The organism is Oryzomonas rubra (genome assembly GCF_008369015.1).
In the GTDB taxonomy this organism is placed as follows: domain Bacteria; phylum Desulfobacterota; class Desulfuromonadia; order Geobacterales; family Pseudopelobacteraceae; genus Oryzomonas; species Oryzomonas japonica.
In genome coordinates this window covers 385,911-410,656 of the sequence record NZ_SRSD01000001.1, presented here as the reverse complement: position 1 = coordinate 410,656, position 24,746 = coordinate 385,911, and the positions used below count along the sequence as shown (strand labels likewise).

The window sequence follows — 24,746 nt, the reverse complement described above, 5'->3', positions numbered from 1 at the left end:
CTCCTAGGCCTCGATGGGCGCAGGTTCGCAGAGATTCTCGGCGCAGTTGGCCTCGGCGCCGCAGGTGAAGCAGTAGAACTTTGGGTCGGTGGTGATGCGCGCGATCTCCTCTGTTTTTCCGTTGCTTCTGAGCATGCACATGTGGCTGTGAGTGATTGCGCCGCAACGGCAGGTTGCTGTCGTCATGTTTTCCCTCCTTTGTTGAGATATGGTCTCTGTTTCTATATACTAATATCATGATACGGGCAAGAGTCGGGCTCTGTCGCTGGTCCGGCGAGTATTTTTTATTCGCAGACCGCCGGCAAATATGGTACATTTTTTCGGTTAATACCTTTTTTCAATGAGGAGAACTGCCGAGATGCCATTCAAGCCCACATCCCTTCTCGTGACCGGTGGCGCCGGTTTCATCGGTTCAAACTTCATCCATTCCTTCATCGCCGCCAACCCCGGCTGTGATGTGACCAATCTGGATTGCCTGACCTATGCGGGCAATCTGAAAAACCTGACCGCAGTGGAGAACAACCCCCGCTACCGTTTCATCAAGGGGGACATCTGCGATGCCTCCCTGGTGGCGACCATTCTGAAGGAACGGTCGGCCGATGCGGTGGTTCATTTTGCCGCAGAATCCCATGTGGACCGTTCCATTACCGGCCCCGAGATCTTCGTGCGCACCAATGTGCTGGGGACGCAGGTCCTGCTGGAGGAGAGCCGCCGACACTGGCAGTCCGGGGCGGTGCCTGATTTTCGTTATCTCCAGATATCGACGGACGAGGTCTACGGCTCCCTGGGGGAGACCGGTTATTTCACCGAACAGACCCCTCTGGCCGCCAACTCCCCCTATTCGGCCAGCAAGGCCGGCGCGGACCTGCTGGTGCGGGCCTATCACGAAACCTACGGCATGCCGACCCTCAATACCCGTTGTTCCAATAACTACGGCCCCTACCACTTCCCCGAGAAACTGATCCCGCTCATGATCCACAATATCATCACCAAAAAGCCGCTGCCGGTCTACGGCGATGGTCTCAATGTGCGCGACTGGCTGCATGTGCGCGATCACGCCGCGGCGGTGGAGACGGTTCTGAAACATGCCGCCCCCGGTTCAGTCTACAACATCGGCGGTAACAACGAGTGGAAGAACATCGATATCGTCCATCTGGTCTGCGACCTGCTGGATGCGCGGCTGGGCCGTTCCGCCGGCGAGAATCGCAGCCTGATCGCCTTTGTCAAGGACCGTCCCGGCCATGATCGTCGCTATGCCATTGACGCTTCAAGGCTGAAGCGCGATCTGGGCTGGGGGCCTGCCTACACCTTTGAGCGGGGCATCGCCGAGACCATCGACTGGTATCTGGCCAATCAGGAGTGGGTGGCCGAGGTCACCTCCGGCGCGTACCGCGAATACTACACACAACAATACGGGGGCAAACAATGATTCTGGTGGTTGGAGCCAACGGCATGCTGGGACGGGATTTGATGCCCCTGCTCGGCGACCGGGGACGGGGGGTGGATATCGATGGGATCGACATCACCTCCCTGGAGTCCGTGGAACGCGTTCTCACGGCGGTACGTCCGTCGGTGGTGATAAATTGCGCCGCATACACCGACGTGGACGGTTGCGAGAGCAATCAGGAAACCGCCATGCGGGTCAATGGGGAAGGGGTGGGCCATCTGGCCATGGCGAGCCGCACGATCGGAGCGCGTCTGGTCCAGATCAGTAGCGATTATGTCTTCGACGGCAGCAAGGGCACACCCTACCTGGAAGACGACGCCCCCAACCCCCTCAGCGTCTATGGCGAGTCCAAGCTGGCCGGCGAGATGAACGCGGCCGTCAACCCCGATCACCTGATCGTGCGCACCCAGTGGCTCTACGGCCTCCACGGCAAGAACTTCGTCGAAACCATGCTGCGCTTAGGCTCAGAGCGGGATGAACTCTCGGTGGTGGACGACCAGGTCGGTTCGCCCACCTGGACCGTGGACCTGGCCCACGCCGTTGTGGCTCTGTTGGAAAAGGGGTGCCGGGGCGTGTACCATGCCGCCAACGAAGGGTACTGTTCGTGGAACGATTTTGCCCGCGCCATTTTTCAGGAGGCGGGTATGGCGGTCACGGTCACAGCAATGACCACCGAACAGCTGAACCGCCCGGCGAGGCGCCCGCTCTATTCAACGCTGGACTGCGGCAAGCTGGCGCGTGACGGCGGCTATCGGCCGCAGCCGTGGCGGGATGCGCTGCGGTCGTATTTGAACTTGAGAAAATAACTGTTTACAGGGAGATGTTCATGGAACGGGGAGAACGCCCTTGGGGTGAATACGTTGTACTGGATGAGAATGCCAGCTACAAAATCAAGCGCATCGAGGTCAAACCGGGACAACGTTTGTCGTTGCAGAAACACCACCACCGCAGCGAGCACTGGATCGTCGTATCCGGCATTGCCAAGGTCACCTGTGGCGATGAGGAGTTTTTCGTCAATGTCAACGAATCCACCTTTATCCCGATCGGGAAGAACCACCGCCTGGAAAATCCGGGGAAGATCCCTCTGGTAATCATCGAGGTGCAGAGCGGCGAGTATCTCGGTGAAGACGATATCGTCCGTTTTGATGATGATTACAACCGTTGTTCTTTGCCCGATGCCTCTTAACGTTCTGCTGCGGTTATGTATGCCTAACTATTCAAAATATATTGCTATCATCTTTTTGCTGCTGGTGCTGCCGGCCTGCGCCACCACATCCACGACGGTTGTGGACGAGGAGGTGGTCACCAACAAGCAACCGATGGCAACCTATAAATCCCTGGTCATCCGCAACTTCGAACTGAATCGCGAATTGTACACCAGCGTCCCGGAAGGGCGCATGGGCGAGCGCGAACGGCGCTATGCCCAGATGCCGGCGGAATTTGCCGAGCAGATAGAACGTTACGTCCGCTCACGGCATACCTATCAGGATGTGGCTCGCGACGGTCAGGTAACCGGGACGACGCTTGTGCTGAAGGGACGCTTTACCAGGATCGGGCGCTTCCGCATATCCATCACGGCAACACTGTACGATGGCGCAACCGGCCAGGAGGTCGCCTATTTCCGTCAAACCCTGTGGGATGTCTTCGACACCAGCGAGACACTGGGCAGCCTGGCCCGGGAAGTGGCCGACTTCATAGACCGCATTCAATACAAGTAAGGAAGGGGCTCTTCGTGTACATCGTGATCCTTGCCGGAGGTTCCGGCACCCGTTTCTGGCCCCTGTCCCGGGCTGCGCGTCCCAAACAGCTCATCTCCATCACCGGGGACAGGACCATGCTCCAGCGGACGGTGGAGCGGGTGCTGCCGCTCCATCCCAAACGCATCCTGGTGATCACCAACCAGATTCAGGCCGAAGAGACCGAACTGCAACTCTCCCGGTACCGGGATGTGCCCATCGATGTCATCGCCGAGCCGTCTGCCCGGAATACCGCCCCGGCCATCGGGCTCGCCGCCGCCATCATTGCCGCCCATGACCCGACCGGGATCATGGCGGTCCTGCCTGCGGACCATTTCATCAAGGACGAGGAGAGCCTTCGGGCAACCCTGGTCCATGCCGGTCATGCGGCGCGCAATGGTTACCTGGTGACCCTGGGTATCATGCCATCCCGCCCCGAGACCGGCTACGGCTATATCGAGGCCGATCTGGAACTGCGGGGCGACGGACCGTTCCCGGTGCGCCGCTTCGTGGAAAAGCCGCCCCTTGTACAGGCGATCCGCTATCTGGACGAGGGAAATTTTTTCTGGAACAGCGGGATGTTCATCTGGCGCTGCGATACGATCCTGAGTGAAATCGCCTTCTATCTGCCCGACTTGGGGAGGGCCTTGTCGGGAATCTCGTTTACCAGCGATGTGTGGGAACTCTCCGACCTGGCAGCGCAGATCAAGGCGATGTACGACTCGATTGAAAGTGTTTCCATAGATTATGCCGTTATGGAAAAGTCCTCCAAGGTGCAGGTGGTGCCGGTCGAAATGGGATGGAGCGACGTGGGGAGCTGGAGCGCGTTGCCCGAGGTGGTTGCCCCGGATGCCTCCGGTACGGTGTGCATCAATGCCGCGGGCCATGTCGCGATCGATTCGACCGATTGCCTGATCTACGCCGATGGCAAGGTCGTGGCCACGGTCGGGGTCAAGGGGCTGGTGGTGGTTTCAACCCCCGATGCCCTGTTAGTATGCGATCGTGAGCGGGCCCAGGACGTGAAAAAGGTTGTCGAACAACTGGCGGAGCGCGGACTTACTTCCTGTCTGTAGGAGGGCGGTTCATGACAGACGAACATTCGGCTCTTCCCGTGACCCGGTTTGCCCCTGCCGGACGGGCTTCCAACGAGGTTCTGGCGGAACAGCGGCGCGCCGTTCTCCGTGAAGAGATTGTGGATACCCTCATCCAGGCCATGCCGGGCTACGCGATGCTGGTGAACGAACAGCGGCAGATCGTGGCCTTGAACCGTAACGTGCTCAAGCTTATCGGGACTGCCGACGATGCCGTGCTGATAGGCAAGCGCCTCGGCGAAGCGCTTAACTGCGTCCATGCCGGCGATTTTCCCGGCGGGTGCGGTACGGGGGACTATTGTTCCGTATGCGGCGTTGTGCTTGCCCTTTTAAACAGCCAGGAAAGCGGCGGGCCGATCGTGCGGGAGTGCTTGGTCACCTTGCGGGGAGACCAGACTCTTGCCCTCGATATGCAGGCAACGACAACGCCACTGCAGATCCATGACCAGAAGTTCACCGTAGTGGTGCTCCAGGATATCGGCAGTGAAAAGCGTCGTCAGGTCCTGGAACGCCTTTTTTTTCACGACGTCATCAACACGACGGGCGGCATTCATGGGTTGGCCTCCCTCCTGGCGGAACAGGAGGATGTGCCGGAGCGCGTGCAGACTGAGTATGTCGCCTGGCTTGTGGCACTATCGGAAAATCTGCTGGACGAGATTCGGGGGCAACGCAACCTGTTGGAAGCGGAACAGGGGGAGTTTGTGCCGGAAGTATCCCCGGTAAGCATCCGGACGGTACTACAGGAAACCACCCGGCTGTTCGACTACCACGATAAAACGCCCGGCAGGAACCTAGTGCTGAAGGACGGGCCCGATTGCACCGTTGCCACCGACGCGGCCATCCTGCGGCGGATCATCGGCAACATGACGCTGAATGCCCTTGAGGCTACACCGGTGGGAGGCGTGGTGACCCTTTCGGCAGATACGGATGGCGCCTGGGTAACCATTGATGTGCACAACCGGGGTGTCATCCCGCCGGAGGTGCAGTTGCAACTGTTCAAGCGCTCCTTCAGCACAAAATCGTTGACGGGTCGCGGTATCGGCACGTACAGCATGAAGCTGTTCGGAGAACGCTATCTCAAGGGCAAGGTTTCCTTCAAAAGTTGTCAGGATGAAGGGACGACCTTTACGTTTGCCCTGCCCCTTGGTTAGAGCCCGGTGCGCTTCATGGGTTTGGTGAGCTGACCGCACCGTTTTCCATCTGTTTTTTTGTCACATTTGTCAACCCATGCACTTGCACTGGTTGACTATTGGAGGTGCTGTGGAAATTTCTATTCAGCAAGAGTTGGAACAGATTCGGGAGCGGGGATTGTACCGCAAGACGCATCTTATCCAGGGACGCCAATCGGCGTGGGTGGAGATGGACGGTAAAAAGCTGCTGCTGCTCTGCTCCAACAACTATCTGGGGCTTGCCGACCATCCGGCCTTGATCGAGGCCGCGGTCAACGCAACAACGCAGTTTGGCGTTTCGAGCGGTGCCTCGCGGCTCGTGTCCGGCACCATGGAACTGCATGAACGCCTGGAGGCCGCGGTTGCCCGCTTCAAACACACCGAGGCTGCGCTGCTCTTCAACAGCGGCTATGCCGCAAATACCGGTATCATTTCGGCTTTGGCCGGGCGCGGCGACATCATCTTTTCCGACCGGCTCAACCATGCCAGTATTATTGACGGCGCGCTTCTGTCCGGCGCCCGGTTGGTGCGCTATCCCCATAACGATCACAACGCCCTGGCCCGGTTGCTGGAAAAACAGCGGGGTTCAGGGCGCGCCCTGATCGTTACGGACGGCGTCTTCAGCATGGATGGCGATATTGCCCCGCTCAGGGAACTGGTCGGGCTCAAAGCCGCCCATGGGGCGCTCTTGATGGTGGATGACGCCCACGGCAGCGGGGTTCTCGGCGAGCAGGGGAGGGGGACCGCCGAGATGCTGGGCATCACGGAGGGTGTGGATGTCCTCATGGGGACCTTCGGCAAGGCCCTGGGGAGTTACGGCGCCTATGCCGCTGTTTCGCAGGAGTTGCGGGAGTTGTTGCTCAATCGAGCCCGCAGCTTTATCTTTTCCACCTCCCTGCCGCCGTCGGTTCTGGCTGCGTCCCTGGCGGCCATCGAACTGGTGCAGTCGCCGGAAGGGGCGAACCGGCGGGAGCAGCTCCGCCGCAAGAGCGACCTGTTCAGAAACAGCATGCGCTCGGCCGGTTTTACGCTCCCCGATGGCGCAACCCAGATCGTACCGCTCGTGACTGGGCAGGCCGACACCACCATGAGGTTTTCCGAGATGCTGTTGGATGAAGGGGTGTATGTTCAGGGGATACGTCCCCCCACCGTACCTGCCGGTGCCTGCCGGCTCCGTTTTACCCTCATGGCGACCCATGGCAGCGACGACCTGATCTGGGCTGCGGAGCGGATCATTGCGGTCGGCCGGCGTTTGGGGGTTATCTGATGCCGTGGTATGAAGGTTGTGGCGGTGAACGCCTCTGGTATCGGGAGCAGGGGCAGGGACCTGCCCTGGTACTGATCCATGGCTGGTGCATGTCCTCTGCCATATGGCGCTTCCAGCTCGACCGGCTCTCTGACGGTTTCCGCGTGATCGCCCCGGACCTGCGCGGTCACGGGGATTCCCCACACGGCTCCGCCGAATGCTGCCGTGAGACCTACGTTGCAGACCTTGCGGCGCTTTTCCGCCATCTCGACCTGCATGGCGCCATCCTGGCGGGCTGGTCCCTGGGCACCCAGGTGGCCATAAGCGCAGTCCCCCTGCTCAGGGAACGGCTGGACGGGTTGGCACTGATCTGCGGCACGCCTTGCTTCACCTCCCGGGAGGATTTTCCCCATGGGCTCGCGCCGGTTGAGGCCGAGGGCATGGCCCTCAAGGTCCGGCGCAACCTGAAGCGGGCCCTTGAGGGGTTTGCCGCACGCATGTTCGCCCCCGGCGAACTGGTCGGGAATGACCGCGCGGACGAGATTCGTGCCCTGGTGGCAGGGATACCGGCTCCGGAAACGGAGGTGGCGCTTCAATCCCTGACATCGCTCGCGGAGGCCGACGTGAGGTCAGAGCTTGCAGCCATCGACCTGCCGACCCTGGTGATCAGCGGCGGACTCGATCCGATCTGTCCCGCTCCGGCTTCGGCCTACATGGCGGAACGGATACCCGCCTGCCGCCATGTGACATATGCCGGCTGCGGTCATGCACCATTCCTGACCCATTGCGACGCGGTAAATGCCCGTCTTACTGATTTCTGCCGGGAGGTGCAGGGCAGTGTTTGACAGGCGCAAGGTCGGCAGATCATTTCACCGGCATGCTGATGCATACGACCGGTTCGCTTCCGTGCAACAGCGGGTGGTGCGGCGCCTTATGGAGTTGTTGGAGGCGCATATCAAAGAGGAACCCCGCACCGCGCTGGATATTGGTTGCGGCACCGGGGCGCTGGTGGGCGCTCTGAAGCGACGCTACCCAGACGCCATGTGCTGCGGGCTCGACCTGGCCTTCAATATGCTCGTCCACGCCGGCGCCAAGGGGGGTAAGGAGTGCCTGCTTGTCAATGGCGACGCGGAGCATCTCCCTTTCCGGGAGGACTCGTTCGATCTTGTGGTCTCCGCATCGACGTTGCAATGGCTCGATTCCCTGGATGGTTGTCTCGAAGAATGCCGGAGGGTGGTCAAACGGGATGGAGTGATCGCCCTGGCCTTTTTTGGAGGCACGACGCTGTGGGAATTGCAGGAGTGCTACCGCGAGGCGCTCTCCCGGCGTACGTCGGGAGACGACCCGCGTATGGGGCGTCTGCATCGTTTCATGGGGATTGAGGCGGTGCGGCAGGCGGCGGAGCGGCTCGGCGCCGGGGAGGCGCTGGTGACCAGCGAGATCGAGATGGAGTATCACCCCGACGTGCCGGGGCTCCTCTCGTCCATCAAGGGCATCGGCGCCGGAACGGCGTCGCGGGGCGGCACCGGGGGGCTCGGGTGGCGCGGGATTCTCAACGATATGTCCGAGGCCTACCGGCGGCGTTTCCTTGTGGACGGGCAAATCCCTGCTACCTATGAGGTGATGTACCTCATACTGAAACCGGCTTGAAACCGAGTTGCTACAGTGCGGCGATGATCTTCTTGGCCAGGGGGTGAATGACGCTGTAGTGCACCTCGACCCCTTCCCGTTTACCTTCGATGATCCCTTTATGCTTCAACAGGGCCAGGTGTTGGGATACCGTAGCTTGGGGCAGGTTGAGACACTCCCAGATATGTTTCACATTACATTCCTGGGTGCAGAGGCCGGCCACGATCTTGAGCCTGATCGGATGGCCCAGTACCTTCAAAACCTCCGCCTCAGCGGCAAATTGCTTATTGATATTAAATTCCATCAGTGTGCCTCGCATGAATAAATATTGAAAAAATATATATATTGATTTCTATGCTGTCAAGGGTAAAAGGGGGGGAGGATTAATAATACCCAAAGGAATGACGCCGGTCAGCCGGGAAAGATGTCCTTACTCAGGTGGCAGGCCGCAAAGTGGCCGGCCCGTTTTTCTTCCAGCGCCGGCGGTGTGGTGCGGCACAGTTCGACGGCATAACGGCAGCGGGGATGAAAACGGCATCCCGAGGGGATGGCCAGGGGAGACGGGAGGTCGCCGGCAAGAACGACCGCCGTGTGTCCCGGCTGGCCGCTGATGCGCGGGATGGCTGCGATCAGCGCCTCGCTATAAGGATGCTGATACTGCTGGAAGAGTCGGGCTGCCGGCGCACTCTCGACGATCACCCCCAGGTACATGACCAGCACCCGGTCGCAGATGTGTCGCAGGACCGAAAGATCGTGGGAGATGATGGCCATGGTCAGGTGGTGTTCGGACTTCATGGTCTGGAGAAGATTGATGATCTGGGCCTGGATGGAGATGTCCAGGGAGGAAACCGGTTCGTCGGCGATGATGATCTCGGGCGACGAGGCCAAGGCGCGCGCAATGCCGATGCGCTGGCGCTGACCGCCGGAGAATTCGTCGGGGAAGCGGTTGGCGTGCTCCGCCTTCAGACCGACGGTTTCCAAGAGCTGCAGCATTGTTGCGCGTATCGCCTGCCGTGAACTGCCTCCGTCAATGATCAACGGTTCTGCGATGGAGTCGCCGATGCGCATGCGCGGGTTCAGGGAGGAGAAGGGGTCCTGGAAGATCATCTGGGTCCGCCGCCGGAATCGTTCCCGTTCCGCCGGAGGGAGCGTGTGGATCGCCCTGCCGCAGTATCGGACCTCCCCCCCGTCGGGGGGCATAAGGCCGGCCAGTATCTTGCCCAGGGTCGATTTTCCGCACCCGGACTCACCGGCAATACCGACGGTTTCACCCCTGGCGATCTCCACGTCAACCCCGTCAACCGAGGTGAGCAGCCCTGTTTGCGAGGCGGGTCCGGCACTGACCCGGAACTGTTTGCGGAGCTTTATTCCGCTGAGAAGTGACTGATTCGGTGTCATAGGCGTTTCCAGCAGCGTACGTAGTGTCCGGGAGAAACCTCCTCCAGCTCGGGGACCTGGGTCCGGCATGGGGGGGAGGCCACGGGGCAGCGCTCGCAGAAGCCGCAACCGGACAGCTCTTTCGTCAGACCGGGAGGCTGCCCCGGAAGGGTAGTAAGCGGCTGTCCCGGTTGCGCGTTCTGGGGAAGGGACGCCAGAAGCGCAGCGGTATAGGGATGCCGGGGGGTGCCGAGAAGTTCGTGTGTCGGCGCCGATTCCACGATACGGCCGGCATACATGACGCAGGTCCTTTCCGAACGCTCGGCCACAATGCCCAGATCGTGGGTGATCAGCAGGATGCCCATGTCCGCCGACTGCCGGAGGGAGTCGATCAGTTCAAGAATCTGGGCCTGGATAGTGACATCCAGGGCGGTCGTCGGCTCGTCGGCTATCAGGAGCGCCGGGTTGCAGGCCAGGGCCATGGCGATCATCACCCGCTGGCGCATGCCGCCGCTCAACTGGTGGGGATAGTCGCGCATACGGTCGCCGGAGGACGGTATCCCTACCTTGCGCAGCAACTCCTCGCCGTATTCGGCCGCCTCGCGGCGAGACATGCCCCGGTGCAGCCGGAGCGGTTCCCCAACCTGCTCCCCGATGCGCAGGACCGGGTTGAGTGAGGTCATGGGTTCCTGGAATACCATGGATATCCTGCTGCCCCGGATGGAACGCATGGCATCCTCGGGGAGCGGGACGAGATCGGTCCCGTCGAAGGTGATCGCGCCGGAGCGGATGAAACCTGGCGAGGGGATGAGCCGCATGATGGAGAGGGCGGTCAATGACTTGCCCGATCCCGATTCGCCCACCAGGGCAACGGTGCTTCCCCTGTCGACCTCCATGCTGACGTCGTTGACCGCCGTCAGGACTCCGTGTGGGGTTCTGAAACAGGTGCTCAGGTTTTTGATCGAGAGGAGTGTGCTCACCAGCGTCCCCTGCCGGAAGGTGATTGGGGCCGTGTTGGACGAAACAGTGATATGGTGGTGTCGTGATGAGTCATTGCGGCGTCAGTGTAACCAGTCTCCCGCCACTTTACAACGGTAAATTTTCGGAACGGCCCCACAGTGGCCGGACATTAAAACAAATTGACAGGAAGCCCGTTTATGTGGTCTTATCATCGAGTTTTGCAACTGATAAAGATACGCATATTCCTGGTCGGATTTTTGATTGTCACGGCCTTTGTTGTTTCAGCGGGGCGCAAGAGTGATGCCGCGCTTTCGTCAGATACGATCAGGGTCGCAATCGCCAAGAACGCCCAAGGTGTCACCGTGGACGGCGAAGGCCTCCTGGCGGTGAGGGAAAGCGGCGCCGCAGTTGCCGTGAAAGCCCCGGTGACTGTCAAGGCGAGTCGTGGTGAGGTGGCGGTGGATGGTGTCACCTATCGCCGGCTGGTCTTCTCGGCGGCTTCGGCGGTCCAGATCAATGGGAAACCGTACCGCGGGATAGCCGAGATAAGCTTTAACGATAAGGGGTTGGTGGTCGTCAACGAGTTGCCCCTCGAAGACTACCTCGTCGGGTTGATCAATTGCGAGATATCCTCCGCCTGGCCGATCGAAGCGATCAAGGCCCAGGCGGTGATCGCCAGAACCTATGCCATCAACCGGAGAGAGGCCCGGCGCAATGCGCTGTACCATCTCGAATCATCGGTTATCGACCAGGTGTATAACGGCTGCGAGATCGAGGACAGCCGTGCCCGGCGAGGGGTTTCCGAAACAGCCGGCGAGGTGCTGACATACGAAGGCGCCGTCATTCAGGCATTTTATCATTCCAACTGCGGCGGCAAAACCGAGGCGGCGGAGAATGTGTGGGGGGCAAGCATCCCCTATCTCAAAGGTGTCGATTGCCAGTACTGCCTGTTGTCGTCGTCCAGTTCCTGGGACCAGAGGCTGCCCCTGAAAGAGCTGGAGGGCAGGCTCAGGGCCGCCGGTTTCAAGGCAGCAGGCTTGACGGATATCCGGGGCGGGGCCCGCAACAATCGGGGGCGGTTGAAAAACGTCATTGCCGTGGCTCAACGGGGCGATATCGCCATAACCGGCGACCAGTTCCGCAAGGCTGTCGGTTACGGGGTCATCAAGAGTACCAATTTCACCGTCAGGGTTGTTAACGGTGATGCGGTCTTTTCCGGCTTAGGCAATGGGCACGGCGTGGGGCTCTGCCAGTGGGGCGCCAAACAACGAGCCTTGGAAGGATTTTCGTACGCCGAGATTCTTTCCTACTACTATCCCGGCACAGAACTGAAAAAGCTCTCTGGCATTCGCTGAACGGTCGTACTGTTATGCTCGTCAAAGATTTTAATTACCATCTGCCCCAGGAACTGATCGCCCGCTACCCCGCTCCCAAGCGTGATGCGTCGCGTCTGATGCTGCTGGACCGCAGCTCAAAAACGATCGGTGAGGATGTTTTCGCCCATCTGGGGCAGTATCTGCGTCCCGGCGACCTGCTGGTGATGAACGACACGCGGGTCATTCCTGCCCGGCTGTTCGGAACCAAGGTAACCGGCGGGAGTGTGGAACTCTTCCTGGTGAAACGGTTATCAGCCGATGGCGGAGAGTGGGAATGCCTCCTGCGCGGTTCGAAACGTTTCAAGGAAGGGCAACCGATCCTGCTTGCCGCCGGAATGACCGCACGGGTGATCACCCGTCAGGGGCCGGAGTCGTGGCGGGTGGCATTTTCGGGCGCCGAACCCTTCGATACGTGGCTCGATCGGGAGGGGCATATTCCGCTCCCCCCCTATCTTCAGCGCGATGACGATGTGCAGGACCGGGAACGGTACCAGACGGTCATCGCCTCCACCCCTGGGGCCGTGGCCGCACCCACGGCCGGTCTCCATTTCACCCGTGAACTGCTGGCTGCGCTGGCGGCCAAGGGGGTGGGCAGCGCCCGGTTGACCCTGCATACCGGTCTTGGGACCTTCAAGCCGGTGCGGGTGGAACAGGTGGAAGAACACCGCATCCACCGGGAATGGTATGAAATCTCCCCTGAAACCGCCAACGCCATCCGTTCCACGAAGGAGCGGGGGGGGAGGGTGGTCGCGGTCGGCACCACCAGCGCCAGGGCGCTGGAATTTGCCGTCGATGACGACGGTCGCATTCGGGCCGGTGCCGGTGAGGCCGATATCTTTATCTACCCCGGTTATCGCTTCCGGGTGGTGGATGGCCTGATAACCAATTTTCACCTTCCGGAATCGACGCTGCTCATGCTGGTGTCTGCCTTTGCCGGACGGGAGTTCGTTCTTGACGCCTACCGGGAGGCCGTTACCCGCGGTTTCAGATTTTACAGTTACGGCGATGCAATGTTACTGATATGAGAGGGCGTGTGTCCGGCACTTTTTCCGTTATTCACCGCGACGCCTCGTGTGGGGCGCGCCTCGGCTCTTTGAAAACACCCCATGGTGAGATTGAAACGCCGATCTTCATGCCGGTGGGCACCAACGCCACCGTCAAGGCCATGACCCCCGAGGATCTGTGGGCGGTTCACGCCCAGATCATCCTGTCCAATACCTACCACCTGTATCTGCGCCCCGGCCACCGGCTGGTGGAGACGCTGGGCGGCCTGCACCGCTTCATGAACTGGTCGGGGCCGATCCTCACCGACAGCGGCGGCTTCCAGGTCTTCAGTCTGGGGGAACTGCGCAAGATCAGCGAGGAGGGGGTCAAATTCCAGTCGCACCTGGACGGCTCCTATCACGTGCTGACGCCGGAGCTTTCCATCAAGATCCAGGAGGCGCTGGGGGCGGACATCATCATGTGTTTCGACGAGTGCCCTGCGGCAACTGCCGATTACGACTACGTCAGCCGCTCCCTGGAGATGACGACCCGCTGGGCGAAACGCTGCAAGGAGGCCCACAGCCGGGAGGGGCAGCAGTTGTTCGGCATTATCCAGGGGGGCATGCATCACGACCTGCGCGCCCGCAGCCTGAACGAAATCTGCGCCATCGGCTTTGACGGCTACGCCCTGGGCGGGCTTTCGGTGGGGGAGGAAAAGGAGCAGATGTACGGGGTGATGGAGTCCTGTGCCCCGCTCATGCCGCAAGATGCGCCCCGGTACATCATGGGGATCGGCGCTCCGGAGGACCTGGTGGAGGCGGTGTGGCACGGCTTCGATATGTTCGATTGCGTCATGCCGACCCGCAATGCCAGAAACGGCATGCTCTTTACCAGCCAAGGGCGGATCAACATCAAGGCCAAGGCGTACGAGGAGGACGGGGGACCCCTGGATCCGGCATGCGGCTGCCATGTGTGCCGCACGTATTCCCGCGCCTACCTGCGGCATCTTTACCGGGCCGGAGAAATTTTGGCTTCCCAGTTGAATACCTACCACAATCTGTATTATTATCTCGACCTGATGCGCCGGATGCGCGGGGCGATTCGGGAAAACCGCTTCACTGAGTTCCGCCGGGACTTTTACGGTAGCCAAACGGATAATCACGTTCAAAAAAAGGAGGAGAGCTAGATGTTAGGATTAGCGTTTGCGATGGCAGGGCCCCCAGGGGGAGCAACAGGGCAGGCGGGTGGAATGGCCGCTTTTCAGCAGGCTATTCCCTTGGTTTTGATGTTCGGCATTTTTTACTTCCTGCTGATTCGCCCGCAACAGAAGAAGGCCAAGGAACACAGAACCCTGCTGGAGGCCCTCAAAAAGGGCGATCTTATCATCACTGCCGGCGGAGTGCATGGCAAGGTTACCTCGGTTGACGACACCATTGTGACCATGGAGGTTGCGCCCGGCGTCAACATCAAGATCACCAAGAGCTATGTCGCAACCATAAAGAAAGACTAGATAGGATGTTACAGCCGTAACAGGGCACGAAGTGCAACACGGTATTTAATGCAATTACATCGAAGGGAGAATGAGCCTCATGCCGAAAGGAATTGGCTGGCGTATTGGCCTTATAGGCATTTTCGTCCTGCTGTCGTTTCTCTACCTGACCCCGACCCTGGTATCCAAACTGCCATCCTGGTGGAGTGTGCTTCCCAAGGACAAGATTCATCTGGGCCTTGACCTTCAGGGCGGCACGCACCTGGTGCTCGAAGTGGATACCCAGAAGGCGGTCGAAGGTACCCTGGATATCGTGGCCACCGATCTGGAGGACACGCTGACCGGAAAGAACCTCCATTTCAAGCGAATCAGCCGGACCGGCTCCGACGCGGTTACAGTGGTTCTGTATGAAAAGGGGACTGCCGATGCGGTGCAGAAGCTTCTCAAGGACAAGTACCCCACCTATGAGCAGAGTCCTCTCCACGACGAAGGCGGTTTTGTCGCCCTGAGCCTGCGGGTGAACGAAAAGGACGCCCAGGACCGCAAGGACAAGGCGGTACAGCAGGCCCTGGAGACCATCAGGAACAGGATAGACCAGTTTGGCGTCTCCGAGCCGATCATCCAGCGCGAGGGTATCAACCATATCGTCGTGCAACTCCCCGGCATCAAGGACCCGCAGCGCGCCATCGAACTGATCGGGCGCACGGCGCGGCTTGAGTTCAAGATGGTTCGTGAGGATATCCCTCCCTCCGCGGCCACCATTCCCGACGATGCTGAAATCATGAAAGAGAAGTCCGTGGATGCGGCCACCGGTGCCGTCAGCGAAGTGCCCTACGTGCTGCAGAAAAAATCGCTCATCACCGGCGATCTGCTGACCGACGCCCAGGTGCGCATCGACTCCCAGTTCAACCAGCCCTATGTGGCCATTGACTTCAACTCCCTGGGCGCCAAGCTGTTCGATCAGGTGACCGCCGCCAACGTGGGCAAGCGCTTTGCCATCGTGTTGGATAACAACATCTATTCAGCTCCGGTCATCCGGGAACGCATCTCCGGCGGCAGTGCCCAGATATCGGGCAACTTCACCGAAAAAACCGCCTCCGACCTGGCCATCGTGCTCCGCGCCGGGGCGCTCCCCGCGCCGGTCAAGATCATTCAGAACGTGACCGTCGGCCCCTCCCTGGGACAGGATTCCATCAACAAGGGATTGATGGCCGGCCTGATCGGGGTGGTTCTGGTCGTTGTCTTTATGGCGATCTACTACAAGCTGTCCGGCATGGTGGCCAACATAGGCATGGTGCTGAACGTGATCTACCTGATGGGGGCCCTGGCGGCCATGGGGGCAACCCTGACCCTGCCGGGCATCGCCGCTATCGTCCTTCTGATCGGTATGTCGGTTGACTCCAACGTTCTGATCTTCGAGCGCATCCGCGAGGAGCTTGCGTTGGGAAAAAGCCCCAAGGCAGCTCTGGATGCGGGTTATGACAAGGCCTTCCTGACCATCATGGACTCCCACATCACCACCCTGATCACGGCGGCGGTGCTGTTCCAGTTCGGCACCGGTCCGGTCAAGGGATTTGCCGTTTCCCTCAGCCTGGGTGTCATCATCAACCTGTTTACCTCGCTGATCGGCACCAAGGTGACCTTCGACCTGTTCCTGCACAAGGGGACCGTCAAGAATATGAGCATATAGGGGGAGCACATGCATTTGCATCTTCTGGGCAAGACCAACATAGATTTTATCGGAAAACGCAACATTTCCTTCGTAATATCGTCGATCATCGCCATTCTGGGCATTATCGGCCTCGTTCAGATTACCCGCGGTGCGGCCAACATGGGGATCGACTTCTCCGGCGGCACCTCCATGCAGCTCAAGTTCGCCAAGCCGATAGCAATGGCGGATGCGCGTACGGCGCTTCACAAGCACGGCATCGCCCGGGTCGATTTGCAGGAGATCAAGGAAGGCAATAAGCTGTTGATCAAGATCGACAAGAACGCCGGGGCTGCTGTCGGCAAGTCCGCCGATGCGGTCAAGGCTTCCTTCACCAGCGAGTTTGCCGATAATCCCTATGTCGTGGAGAGCACCACCGAAATCGGCCCCTCCATCGGCGACAAGCTGCGCAAAGACACCCTGGTGGCGGTGGCCATTTCGCTTCTGGGTATCATCCTGTACATCGCCTGGCGTTTTGACTTCAAGTTCGGCATCGGCGCCACCGTGGCGACCATCCACGACTGTCTGGCCATGTTTGCGGTCTTTTACCTGTTCAACAAGGAAATAAACCTGCTGTTCATCACCGCGGTGCTGACCATTGCCGGTTATTCCCTGACCGACACGGTGGTCGTGTTCGACCGCATTCGCGAGAATCTGCACAAAAATCTCAAGGGGGCGATGCAGACCATCTTCAACGCGAGTATCAACGAGGTGCTTTCCCGTACCATCGTCACCTCCACGACCGTTTTTCTCGCTGCAGCATCGCTGTTTCTGTTCGGCGGCGAAGTGATCCACGACTTCTCGCTTGCCCTCCTGGTCGGCGTACTGGTCGGCACCTATTCGTCTGTCTTCGTTGCCAGCCCCATCGTGGTCCTGCTGGAAAACCGCGCTCTGGTAAAACAGGGTGGCAAGGCCTGACCAACTCAGGGACTGAAATTCTGAAGGAGAAACAGCCATTGAAAAACGAAAATATAATCATAGCTGTTGTAGCGTTGATAGCCGGTCTTTTGGGTGGTTATCTCGTGTTCAGTATCAGCTCCACCCATAAACAAGAGCAAGCCATGCCGGCGATCCCGGCCGGCTCCGGCAGTCCGACCGATTACGCCCGCCGTATTGCCGAAGCGGAGAAAGTCGTTGCCCAGGACCCCAAAAATGTAACGGTCTGGATTTCTCTGGGCAACGACTATTTTGATACCGACCAGGCTCAGAAAGCTATCGGCGCCTACGCCAAGGCGTTGGAACTTGACCCGAACAACCCCAACGTTCTTACCGACCAGGGGGTCATGTACCGCCGGGTGGGGTGGTACGACAAGGCTGTTGTCAACTTTGGCAAGGCTCTGACGCTTGACCCGAAGCATCTCCAGAGCTTGTATAATATGGGAATCGTCTACGCCGTCGACATGAAACAGCCGGAAAAGGGGCTGCCGTACTGGAAAAAATATATCGAGGTGGATCCGACCAGCGCCACCGCCATTCAGATCAAGGGCATGATCGAGCAGTACAGTAAGGGAACACCGCCGGCCATGAAATAGACAAAAAAATCCCCCGCCTGACGGGGGATTTTTTTTACCCCGGCAGTGGTCAAGGCGCCGGGCAAGGATGACCTGATTTGCACAAAAAATGGAATGCGAAAAAAATAGCTGCGGCAACGGTTGAGCGTCTCGGCACCGACCTTGCCCTGCACCGGCTCACGGCCGCCGTGCTTGCGGCCAGGGGGATCGAAACCGCCAAGGAAGCGGGCCCGTTCCTGGCGCCGTCACTCTCGGACATGCTCGACCCCCTTCTGTTGCGGGGGATGGAGACGGCGGTCGGACGGCTGTTGGCAGCGCGTCGCAACCGGGACACCATCTGCATCTATGGCGATTACGACGTGGACGGCATCTCGGGCACCGCCCTCCTGGTCTCCTTTCTGCGACAGACCGGCTTTTCCTGCCGCTATTTCATTCCGAACCGTTTCGATGACGGCTACGGGCTGAACCGGGAGGCCATCCAGGGGATCATTGCCCTGGGGGCTAACCTGATCGTATCGGTGGACTGCGGCATTACGGCGGTTGAAGAGGCGCTGTTCTGCCGTGAGCAGGGGATCGACCTGATCGTCGTCGATCACCACCTGCCCAAGGAGACGCTTCCGGATGCCGTTGCCGTAGTAAACCCGATGCAACCTGACTGTCCCTACCCCTTCAAGTCCCTGGCCGGGGTCGGAGTGGCCTTCAATCTGCTGGTGGCCCTGCGCATGGCCCTGCGTGACGAGGGAGCTTTCACGGGGGGCAATGAACCGGACCTGCGGGAATGGCTCGATCTGGTGGCCTTGGGCACCATTGCCGATGTGGTCCCGCTCACCGGGCAGAACCGCATATTTGCCTTTCACGGTCTCAAACAGCTCTCTGCCACCACAAAGCCTGGCATCCAGGCGCTCAAACGGGTCGCCGGTGTGACGGGCGGTGTGAGTTGCGGACAGGTCGGCTTCCGCCTCGCTCCACGCCTGAATGCCGCAGGCCGTATGGAAAGCGCCGTTCCGGGGGTTGATCTGCTGCTGAGCATTGATCAAACAGAGTCCCAAGGAATCGCCGAGGACCTGGACGCCGCCAACGCCGAGCGCCAGGCCACCGAACGGCGCATCCTGGATGAAGCGATTGAAATGGTTGAGACGTCCGGGGCTTACCCCGATTGCCGCAGTATTATCCTGGCCTCCCAAAACTGGCATCAGGGGGTGGTGGGGATTGTGGCCTCGCGTCTGGTGGAGCGGTATCACCGGCCGACGATCCTGATCAGTCTTGACGAGGAGGGCAGCGCCAAGGGGTCGGGCCGCAGCATCACCGGCTTTCACCTGCTGGACGCCGTCACGGCCTGCTCTCCTTTCCTGGAACGTTTCGGCGGTCATCGGTACGCCGCGGGGGTCGGTCTGCGGGCAGACGCGGTCACCGCCTTTGCCGCCGCCTTCGAGGCCGAGGCGGCCCGGCTCTTGACGGAGGATGATCTCGTGGCGCAGTTGGATGTGGATGCCGAGGCTCAGCCCGGAGATATCACGCCGGAACTGGCACGGGAGCTGAAACGGCTGGAACCGTTCGGCGCCGGCAACCCCGAACCGGTGCTGCTCATGCGCGGGCTGCGGGTCATGGAACATCGCGTGGTGGGGGACGGGCATTTGAAGCTGCGGCTGGCCGGGGGAGGGTGCCACTTCAACGCCATCGCCTTCCGCCTTGCGTCCCGGGAACTCCCTGGTATGGTTGATATAGCGTTTTTCCCGGAGATGAACGAATGGAACGGCAACTCCACCCTGCAGTTGCGGGTGAAGGACCTGCGCCCCACGGAGTGATGCATGCAGCGCAATGAGCGTTTTGATCAGGCGGAGAGTATCATCCGCATCGGCTTCTGGGTCAATGCGGTGCTGATGGTCTTCAAGCTGGCCGCCGGCTACTGGGGGCGTTCGGACGCCGTGTTTGCCGACGGTATCGAGAGCGCCTGCGATTTCGTCGCCCTGTTCTCCACCATGGTGGCGCTCAAGCTGGGCCGCAAACCTTTCGATGAGAAACATCCCTACGGCCATGGCCGGGCCGAAAGCCTTGCGGCCCTATTTGTCTCCATGGTTATCGTCGCAACCGGCGCCTGGATCCTGGTTGAATCGGCCCATGCCGTCATCGACCGCGACTTCAAATCGCCCGGGCTGATAGCCGTTTTTGCGGCTTTTATCACCATCATCATCAAGGAATGGCTCTACCGCTTCTCGCAAAAAACCGGCGCACGACTGGAGAGTCCCGCGCTTCTGGCGGTTGCCAAGGATCACCGTAAAGACGCCATCACGTCGATCTCGACCCTGGTGGGCGTAGGAGGGGCCTATTTCGGCTGGGGGATCATGGACCCCCTGGCGGCCGGCCTGACCTCGTTTTTCATCCTGCACATCGGTTTTCAGACCTTCCGGGAATCGGCCAACGACCTGATGGACGGCGCTGCCCCGCCGGATTTTGTGAGTGAGGTCACCCGTCTGGCGGAGAGCGTGGCCCGGGTGGAGCATGTCCACGGCATCCGCGCCCGCCGTTCCGGCCAGTATATGATCATCGACCTCAAATTGGATATGGACCCCGCCATGACGGTCAAGGAGTCCCACGATGTGGCCACCCGGGTGAAGAAGCTCATCTTCCAGGGATTTCCCAATGTGGGCGACGTGATGATCCACATCAACCCCCATGATGAGGAACATGAGGACCTGATCAGGCTGTGACGACGACACCGCTCCCCATTGACCACATCCTTCCCCACCTCCTCCAGACCGCCCGCACGTCCCCGTGCATCGTTTTGCACGCCCCGCCCGGCGCCGGCAAGACCACCCGTGTTCCCCTGGCACTCCTGGACATCATCCCGCCCGAAGCGGGCCGCATCGTCATGCTCGAACCGCGCCGTATCGCCGCGGCATCGGCTGCCCGTTGGATGGCGCGCACCTTGGGGGAAGAGGCAGGGCAGACGGTGGGCTATTCGATCCGCTTCGAGAGCCGGGTGTCGTCAGCCACCCGGGTTGAGGTAGTCACCGAGGGCATTCTGACACGCCGCATCCAGAACGACCCCCTGCTGGAAGGGGTGGGGATGGTGATCTTCGACGAGTTTCACGAACGGAGCATCCAGGCCGACCTGGGGCTGGCGCTCTGCCTGGATGTGCAGCGCCAGGTACGGCCGGACCTGAAGATTCTGGTCATGTCGGCCACCCTGGACGTGGAACCCCTGGCGCGTCTCATGGGGGAGGCCCCGGTGCTGAGTTCTGCCGGCCGCTCCTTTCCGGTGGAGGAGGTCTACCTGGATGAGCGTTTGCCTGCGCGGCTTCCCGACCGTATGGTCGCCGCCATCCAGCGGGCGCTGCACGAGACCGATGGGGACCTGTTGGCGTTTCTCCCCGGCAGCGGCGAGATCCGTATCTGTGCCTCCCTGCTTGCCGGATGCGGCTTGGGGGAGAGGGGGATTGCAGTCCATCAACTCTACGGCGATCTCCCCTTTGACGAACAACAACGAGCCATCCAACCCGGCAGGCAGCGCAAGGTGGTGCTGGCCACCAGTATCGCCGAGACCAGCCTGACCATTGAGGGGGTGCGGACGGTGATCGACAGCGGCCTCTCGCGGAGGCTCCGCTTTGACCCGGCCAGCGGTATGAACCGGCTGGTCACGGTGCGTGAATCCGCCTCCTCCGCCGAACAGCGCAAGGGGAGGGCGGGCAGGCTCGGGCCGGGGGCCTGTTACCGACTGTTCAGCCGCCACACCCTGAGCGCCATGACGCCCCACACCCCACCGGAGATTCTGGATACCGACCTGTCGCCCCTGGTATTGGAACTGGCTGCCTGGGGCGTTCACGATCCCAAAGACTTGGCGTGGCTCGATCCGCCCCCGGCTGCGTCCCTGGCCGTAGGGCGGCAATTGCTGGCCGCCCTGGGAGCCGTGGATAGCCAGGGGCGCATCACCCCCCAGGGGCGGTCCATGATGCGGTTGCCGCTCCATCCACGCCTGAGCCGCCTGTTGCTACGAGCCCAGGAGCTGGGCTGCGCGCAGCTCGGCTGCGACCTGGCGGCGCTGGTCTCCGAGCGAGACATCTTCCGCACGGCCGGAGGCGAGCGCGCACCCCGTGTGGGGCCGTCGGACATCGTGGAACGTCTGGAATGCCTGCACGCTTGGCGCAAGGGCGGTTCCGGCGGAGAACGGGCCGACGCGGCTAGCCTGAAAGCGGTGGAGCGGGTGAGCCGCCAGTTGGAACGCCTGTTGAAGCCCGCCGCCGGCAAGGAACGGCCGGGCGATGCGGATGAGGCGACGGCCCGGCTGCTGTTGGCCGCTTATCCCGACCGGCTGGCCCGGCGCCGCGGGGACGGGGAGGGGCGCTATCTGCTGGCAAGCGGCCGTGGCGCCAGGCTTTCGCCCCGCAGTGTGGCGCGGAAGGCCGAATACATCGTGGCGGTGGACGTTGACGGGGGCGGTCAGGATGAGGGGATCATCCACCTGGCCTCAGAGGTTGGTGAGGACCTTCTGCGCCAGGAATGCGCCGGGCTGATCGTTCTGCGGAGCACAATCGCCTGGAACGAGCGGGAAAAACGGGTTGTGGCGGCCAGGGAGGAGGGTATAGGAGCACTCAGGCTCACGTCATCCCCCTACACCCCCGGCAATGAGGAGCTATGCCCTGTGATCCTGGAGGCGGTGCGGGCATCCCGTCTGGAATTGCTCGACATGGATGATACGGTCCGGCGGGTACAGGGGCGGGTGGCGCTTCTGCGTAAGGCCCTGCCGGAGGATGGGTGGCCGGATCTTACGAACGAAAACCTGCTGGAGACGCTGGAGGAGTGGCTGGGGCCCCATCTGGCCGGAGTACGCACCGCCCAGCAGTTGCGGGCGCTGGACGTCGCTCCGCTGCTGCTCGGGTTGTTGGACTACCGCCGCCTGCGGCTTTTGGACGAACTGGCCCCAACGTATATGGAGGTGCCGAGCGGCTCCCGTATCAGGCTCGATTACGCGGCCGGGGAGTGGCCGGTACTGGCAGTGAAGCTGCAAGAACTGTTCGGGCTGTCGGATACGCCGACCATTGCCAGGGGAAGGGTCGGGGTGCTGCTGCACCTCCTGTCGCCGGCCGGGAGGCCGATACAGGTCACGCGGGATCTGAAGGGGTTTTGGAACGGCGCCTACCATGAGGTGAAAAAGGAGTTGAAGGGGCGGTATCCCAAACACCCCTGGCCGGACGACCCCTGGAGCGCCCAGCCGACGCGGCGGGCGAAACCACGGGGTAGCTAGATTTGAAAACAAAAATCTGCCACAGAGACACGGAGACACAGAGAAAGTCAAAACCGCAAATTTTCAAAAACTGTCGTTCGTGGACCCAAAGCCTGTGTTTTGAATTTCTCTGTGAACCTCGGTGTCTCCGTGTCTCTGTGGCAGAAGTTAGTTTGTTTATTGTTTCCAAAATTTCCACTCGCTGACATCCCCCTCGCATACCGCCGCGACACCCCGGTCCGGATTGGCCGCCAGGTGCCGCAGGATGGCGAAGACCTGCTCCACCGCCTCCGGTTTGCCGAGGCTTGCGGCGACCTCGCCCGCTGTCATGGGATTTTGTCCCTTCCCAAGCAGTCCCACGATCTCCTTTTGCAGGGCTATGACCGCACCGGCCGCCTTTTTCCCCGCTTCGACCCCGGGCTGATGGTAGGCGTTGACATTGATCAGGCTGGCGTACAGGCCGACGGCGCGCTCGAACAGGGCGATCAGGACGCCAATCGTAAAGGCGTCGATCCGCTCCACGGTGATGGTCATGGATTCGCGTCCCTTCTCGTAGAGCGCCTGACGGGTCCCCTGGAAAAAGCCGAACAGGAAATCTCCGCTGGTAATCCCTTCTTCCACCGGCATCGATGCTCCCTCACGGTCGTGCAATACCTCAACGAAGGTCACGAAGAAATTGGCCACCCCTTCGCGCAACTGTTGCACATAGGCGTGCTGGTCGGTGGACCCCTTGTTGCCGTAGACCGTCATGCCCTGGTTGACGATGTTCCCCTCCAGGTCCGCTTCCTTGCCGATGGACTCCATGATCAACTGTTGCAGGTAACGGGAGAAGAGCAGCAGACGGTCCTTGTAGGGGAGCATGACCATATCCTTCTCCCCGCGCCCGTTTGTGGCGTAGTGCCACATCAGGGCCATCAGCGCGGCGGGGTTCTGTCGGGTCTCCGTCTGGCGGGTGACGGCGTCGCAGGCCGCGGCACCGGCCAGCAGGGCCGTGATGTCGAGCCCCTGCAGGGCTGCCGGGAGCAGGCCGACCGCAGAGGTCACGGAGGTCCGGCCGCCGACCCAGTCCCACATGGGGAAGCGGGCGATCCACCCTTCTGCGGCGGCGAGCCTGTCCAGTTCGCTTCCGGCGCCGGTCACGGCCACGGCATGGAGGGCGAACTCCAACCCTGCGCGCCGGTAGGCGGCCTGGGCCTCCAGCATGCCGTTACGGGTCTCCTTGGTAGAGCCGCTCTTGGAGATGACGACCGCCAGGGTGCGACCCAGGTCGTCCCCCAGTTCGGCGAACACCCGGTCCATGCCGTCGGGATCGGTGTTGTCGAGGAACGAGGGCTTCATCCGATCTCCGGCCATGCCGAGGGCCTCGGCCACGAACTGCGGTCCCAAGGCCGAACCGCCGATGCCGATGATGAGAATATTTTTGAATGTTTCGTTATTTTGAGATGTTATGGTGCCTGAGTGGATGTTATAGCTGAAGGTTTTGATCTGGTCGAGGGCCGACGCGATCTGGTCCCGGATCTCGCCGGTCGGAGCGAGGGCGGCGTTTCTCAGCCAGTAGTGCCCCACCATGCGCTGTTCGTCCGGATTGGCCACGGCGCCGGCCTCCAATTCCTTCATGGCGGTGAAAGCCCGTTGCATGGACGGTTCCATGTGATCCGGAAACGCTTCAGGGAACCCCATGCGGCTGATATCCAGAGACAACCCCAGCTTTGGACACAGGCAGAGATGGGTGGTATAACGCTTCCAAAGTGTAAGATCGCCCATGATAACCTCCGGTTGTGGTCGTAAACGTCAGAGCCATT

Annotated in this window: 24 protein-coding genes; 19 read left to right on the top strand and 5 right to left on the bottom strand. The window is 60.8% G+C overall.

Annotated elements, in window-relative coordinates:
* Positions 1-3: 3 nt before the first annotated feature.
* Positions 4-186 (bottom strand): hypothetical protein, encoded by a 183-nt coding sequence (locus tag ET418_RS01890; RefSeq protein WP_149305875.1) that lies wholly within the window; start codon positions 184-186, stop codon positions 4-6.
* Between the two features lie 172 nt (positions 187-358).
* Between ET418_RS01890 and rfbB the strand changes: the two genes are divergently transcribed.
* From rfbB to ET418_RS01845, 9 genes are all read left to right on the top strand, one after another.
* Positions 359-1,429, top strand: coding sequence for a dTDP-glucose 4,6-dehydratase (gene rfbB / locus ET418_RS01885; protein ID WP_149305874.1), 1,071 nt, complete (start codon positions 359-361; stop codon positions 1,427-1,429).
* Positions 1,426-2,253: a dTDP-4-dehydrorhamnose reductase gene (gene rfbD / locus ET418_RS01880; protein ID WP_149305873.1), complete on the top strand. Its 828-nt coding sequence runs from the start codon at positions 1,426-1,428 to the stop codon at positions 2,251-2,253. The genes rfbB and rfbD overlap by 4 nt, the downstream gene beginning before the upstream one ends.
* A gap of 20 nt (positions 2,254-2,273) precedes the next feature.
* Positions 2,274-2,633 carry a cupin domain-containing protein gene (locus ET418_RS01875; RefSeq protein WP_246152898.1) on the top strand — a complete coding sequence of 120 codons (360 nt, stop codon included), beginning with the start codon at positions 2,274-2,276 and terminating at the stop codon, positions 2,631-2,633.
* A gap of 19 nt (positions 2,634-2,652) precedes the next feature.
* A complete protein-coding gene (locus ET418_RS01870; protein WP_149305871.1) occupies positions 2,653-3,165 on the top strand; it encodes a hypothetical protein in 513 nt (170 codons plus the stop codon).
* Between the two features lie 14 nt (positions 3,166-3,179).
* Positions 3,180-4,256 (top strand): mannose-1-phosphate guanylyltransferase, encoded by a 1,077-nt coding sequence (locus ET418_RS01865; protein ID WP_149305870.1) that lies wholly within the window; start codon positions 3,180-3,182, stop codon positions 4,254-4,256.
* Positions 4,257-4,267: 11 nt separating this feature from the next.
* A complete protein-coding gene (locus tag ET418_RS01860; protein ID WP_149305869.1) occupies positions 4,268-5,425 on the top strand; it encodes a sensor histidine kinase in 1,158 nt (385 codons plus the stop codon).
* A gap of 109 nt (positions 5,426-5,534) precedes the next feature.
* Positions 5,535-6,710, top strand: a complete 1,176-nt coding sequence (gene bioF, locus ET418_RS01855; RefSeq protein ID WP_246152897.1) for an 8-amino-7-oxononanoate synthase — start codon at positions 5,535-5,537, stop codon at positions 6,708-6,710.
* Positions 6,710-7,534 carry an alpha/beta fold hydrolase gene (locus tag ET418_RS01850; protein ID WP_149305867.1) on the top strand — a complete coding sequence of 275 codons (825 nt, stop codon included), beginning with the start codon at positions 6,710-6,712 and terminating at the stop codon, positions 7,532-7,534. Before bioF ends, ET418_RS01850 begins: the two co-directional genes overlap by 1 nt.
* Entirely contained in the window at positions 7,527-8,339 is an 813-nt protein-coding gene (locus tag ET418_RS01845; RefSeq protein WP_188055207.1) for a methyltransferase domain-containing protein, read from the top strand. Before ET418_RS01850 ends, ET418_RS01845 begins: the two co-directional genes overlap by 8 nt.
* Before the next feature lie 10 nt (positions 8,340-8,349).
* Here the strand turns inward: ET418_RS01845 and ET418_RS01840 are convergent, their stop codons facing one another.
* From ET418_RS01840 to ET418_RS01830, 3 genes are all read right to left on the bottom strand, one after another.
* Complete coding sequence (locus tag ET418_RS01840; protein WP_149305865.1) at positions 8,350-8,622, bottom strand: ArsR/SmtB family transcription factor; 273 nt, start codon at positions 8,620-8,622, stop codon at positions 8,350-8,352.
* Between the two features lie 107 nt (positions 8,623-8,729).
* The gene (locus ET418_RS01835; protein ID WP_149305864.1) at positions 8,730-9,716 is read right to left on the bottom strand and encodes an ABC transporter ATP-binding protein; all 987 of its coding nucleotides are present in this window, start codon (positions 9,714-9,716) and stop codon (positions 8,730-8,732) included.
* Positions 9,713-10,675 carry an ABC transporter ATP-binding protein gene (locus ET418_RS01830; RefSeq protein WP_149305863.1) on the bottom strand — a complete coding sequence of 321 codons (963 nt, stop codon included), beginning with the start codon at positions 10,673-10,675 and terminating at the stop codon, positions 9,713-9,715. Before ET418_RS01830 ends, ET418_RS01835 begins: the two co-directional genes overlap by 4 nt.
* A 177-nt stretch (positions 10,676-10,852) precedes the next feature.
* Here ET418_RS01830 and ET418_RS01825 point away from each other — a divergent pair, with 177 nt between their 5' ends.
* The 10 genes from ET418_RS01825 to hrpB all read left to right on the top strand — a co-directional run bounded on the left by ET418_RS01825 (position 10,853) and on the right by hrpB (position 22,965).
* Positions 10,853-12,010 (top strand): SpoIID/LytB domain-containing protein, encoded by a 1,158-nt coding sequence (locus ET418_RS01825; RefSeq protein ID WP_149305862.1) that lies wholly within the window; start codon positions 10,853-10,855, stop codon positions 12,008-12,010.
* A 14-nt stretch (positions 12,011-12,024) separates the two neighbouring features.
* A complete protein-coding gene (gene queA / locus ET418_RS01820) occupies positions 12,025-13,056 on the top strand; it encodes a tRNA preQ1(34) S-adenosylmethionine ribosyltransferase-isomerase QueA (RefSeq protein WP_149305861.1) in 1,032 nt (343 codons plus the stop codon).
* The gene (gene tgt, locus ET418_RS01815; RefSeq protein WP_149305860.1) at positions 13,053-14,201 is read left to right on the top strand and encodes a tRNA guanosine(34) transglycosylase Tgt; all 1,149 of its coding nucleotides are present in this window, start codon (positions 13,053-13,055) and stop codon (positions 14,199-14,201) included. The genes queA and tgt overlap by 4 nt, the downstream gene beginning before the upstream one ends.
* The gene (gene yajC, locus ET418_RS01810; protein ID WP_149305859.1) at positions 14,202-14,525 is read left to right on the top strand and encodes a preprotein translocase subunit YajC; all 324 of its coding nucleotides are present in this window, start codon (positions 14,202-14,204) and stop codon (positions 14,523-14,525) included.
* Positions 14,526-14,604: 79 nt separating this feature from the next.
* Positions 14,605-16,194 carry a protein translocase subunit SecD gene (secD, locus tag ET418_RS01805; protein ID WP_149305858.1) on the top strand — a complete coding sequence of 530 codons (1,590 nt, stop codon included), beginning with the start codon at positions 14,605-14,607 and terminating at the stop codon, positions 16,192-16,194.
* A 15-nt stretch (positions 16,195-16,209) separates the two neighbouring features.
* Positions 16,210-17,130, top strand: a complete 921-nt coding sequence (secF, locus tag ET418_RS01800; RefSeq protein ID WP_149306071.1) for a protein translocase subunit SecF — start codon at positions 16,210-16,212, stop codon at positions 17,128-17,130.
* Between the two features lie 38 nt (positions 17,131-17,168).
* Positions 17,169-17,744, top strand: coding sequence for a tetratricopeptide repeat protein (locus ET418_RS01795; RefSeq protein ID WP_149305857.1), 576 nt, complete (start codon positions 17,169-17,171; stop codon positions 17,742-17,744).
* A 77-nt stretch (positions 17,745-17,821) separates the two neighbouring features.
* The gene (gene recJ / locus ET418_RS01790; protein WP_149305856.1) at positions 17,822-19,528 is read left to right on the top strand and encodes a single-stranded-DNA-specific exonuclease RecJ; all 1,707 of its coding nucleotides are present in this window, start codon (positions 17,822-17,824) and stop codon (positions 19,526-19,528) included.
* 3 nt (positions 19,529-19,531) lie between these two features.
* A complete protein-coding gene (locus tag ET418_RS01785; protein WP_149305855.1) occupies positions 19,532-20,431 on the top strand; it encodes a cation diffusion facilitator family transporter in 900 nt (299 codons plus the stop codon).
* On the top strand, positions 20,428-22,965 hold the full coding sequence (gene hrpB / locus ET418_RS01780) for an ATP-dependent helicase HrpB (RefSeq protein WP_149305854.1): 2,538 nt from the start codon (positions 20,428-20,430) through the stop codon (positions 22,963-22,965). The genes ET418_RS01785 and hrpB overlap by 4 nt, the downstream gene beginning before the upstream one ends.
* A gap of 156 nt (positions 22,966-23,121) precedes the next feature.
* Here the strand turns inward: hrpB and ET418_RS01775 are convergent, their stop codons facing one another.
* Positions 23,122-24,708 carry a glucose-6-phosphate isomerase gene (locus tag ET418_RS01775; protein ID WP_149305853.1) on the bottom strand — a complete coding sequence of 529 codons (1,587 nt, stop codon included), beginning with the start codon at positions 24,706-24,708 and terminating at the stop codon, positions 23,122-23,124.
* Positions 24,709-24,746 lie beyond the last annotated feature (38 nt).

What these genes read in the sequence shown, in the direction of transcription:
- ET418_RS01890 (WP_149305875.1), bottom strand. Translation starts at nt 186, where the DNA reads ATGACGACAGCAACCTGCCGTTGCGGCGCAATCACTCACAGCCACATG.
- rfbB (WP_149305874.1), top strand. Translation starts at nt 359, where the DNA reads ATGCCATTCAAGCCCACATCCCTTCTCGTGACCGGTGGCGCCGGTTTC.
- rfbD (WP_149305873.1), top strand. Translation starts at nt 1,426, where the DNA reads ATGATTCTGGTGGTTGGAGCCAACGGCATGCTGGGACGGGATTTGATG.
- ET418_RS01875 (WP_246152898.1), top strand. Translation starts at nt 2,274, where the DNA reads ATGGAACGGGGAGAACGCCCTTGGGGTGAATACGTTGTACTGGATGAG.
- ET418_RS01870 (WP_149305871.1), top strand. Translation starts at nt 2,653, where the DNA reads ATGCCTAACTATTCAAAATATATTGCTATCATCTTTTTGCTGCTGGTG.
- ET418_RS01860 (WP_149305869.1), top strand. Translation starts at nt 4,268, where the DNA reads ATGACAGACGAACATTCGGCTCTTCCCGTGACCCGGTTTGCCCCTGCC.
- ET418_RS01850 (WP_149305867.1), top strand. Translation starts at nt 6,710, where the DNA reads ATGCCGTGGTATGAAGGTTGTGGCGGTGAACGCCTCTGGTATCGGGAG.
- ET418_RS01840 (WP_149305865.1), bottom strand. Translation starts at nt 8,622, where the DNA reads ATGGAATTTAATATCAATAAGCAATTTGCCGCTGAGGCGGAGGTTTTG.
- ET418_RS01835 (WP_149305864.1), bottom strand. Translation starts at nt 9,716, where the DNA reads ATGACACCGAATCAGTCACTTCTCAGCGGAATAAAGCTCCGCAAACAG.
- ET418_RS01825 (WP_149305862.1), top strand. Translation starts at nt 10,853, where the DNA reads ATGTGGTCTTATCATCGAGTTTTGCAACTGATAAAGATACGCATATTC.
- queA (WP_149305861.1), top strand. Translation starts at nt 12,025, where the DNA reads ATGCTCGTCAAAGATTTTAATTACCATCTGCCCCAGGAACTGATCGCC.
- tgt (WP_149305860.1), top strand. Translation starts at nt 13,053, where the DNA reads ATGAGAGGGCGTGTGTCCGGCACTTTTTCCGTTATTCACCGCGACGCC.
- yajC (WP_149305859.1), top strand. Translation starts at nt 14,202, where the DNA reads ATGTTAGGATTAGCGTTTGCGATGGCAGGGCCCCCAGGGGGAGCAACA.
- secD (WP_149305858.1), top strand. Translation starts at nt 14,605, where the DNA reads ATGCCGAAAGGAATTGGCTGGCGTATTGGCCTTATAGGCATTTTCGTC.
- ET418_RS01785 (WP_149305855.1), top strand. Translation starts at nt 19,532, where the DNA reads ATGCAGCGCAATGAGCGTTTTGATCAGGCGGAGAGTATCATCCGCATC.
- ET418_RS01775 (WP_149305853.1), bottom strand. Translation starts at nt 24,708, where the DNA reads ATGGGCGATCTTACACTTTGGAAGCGTTATACCACCCATCTCTGCCTG.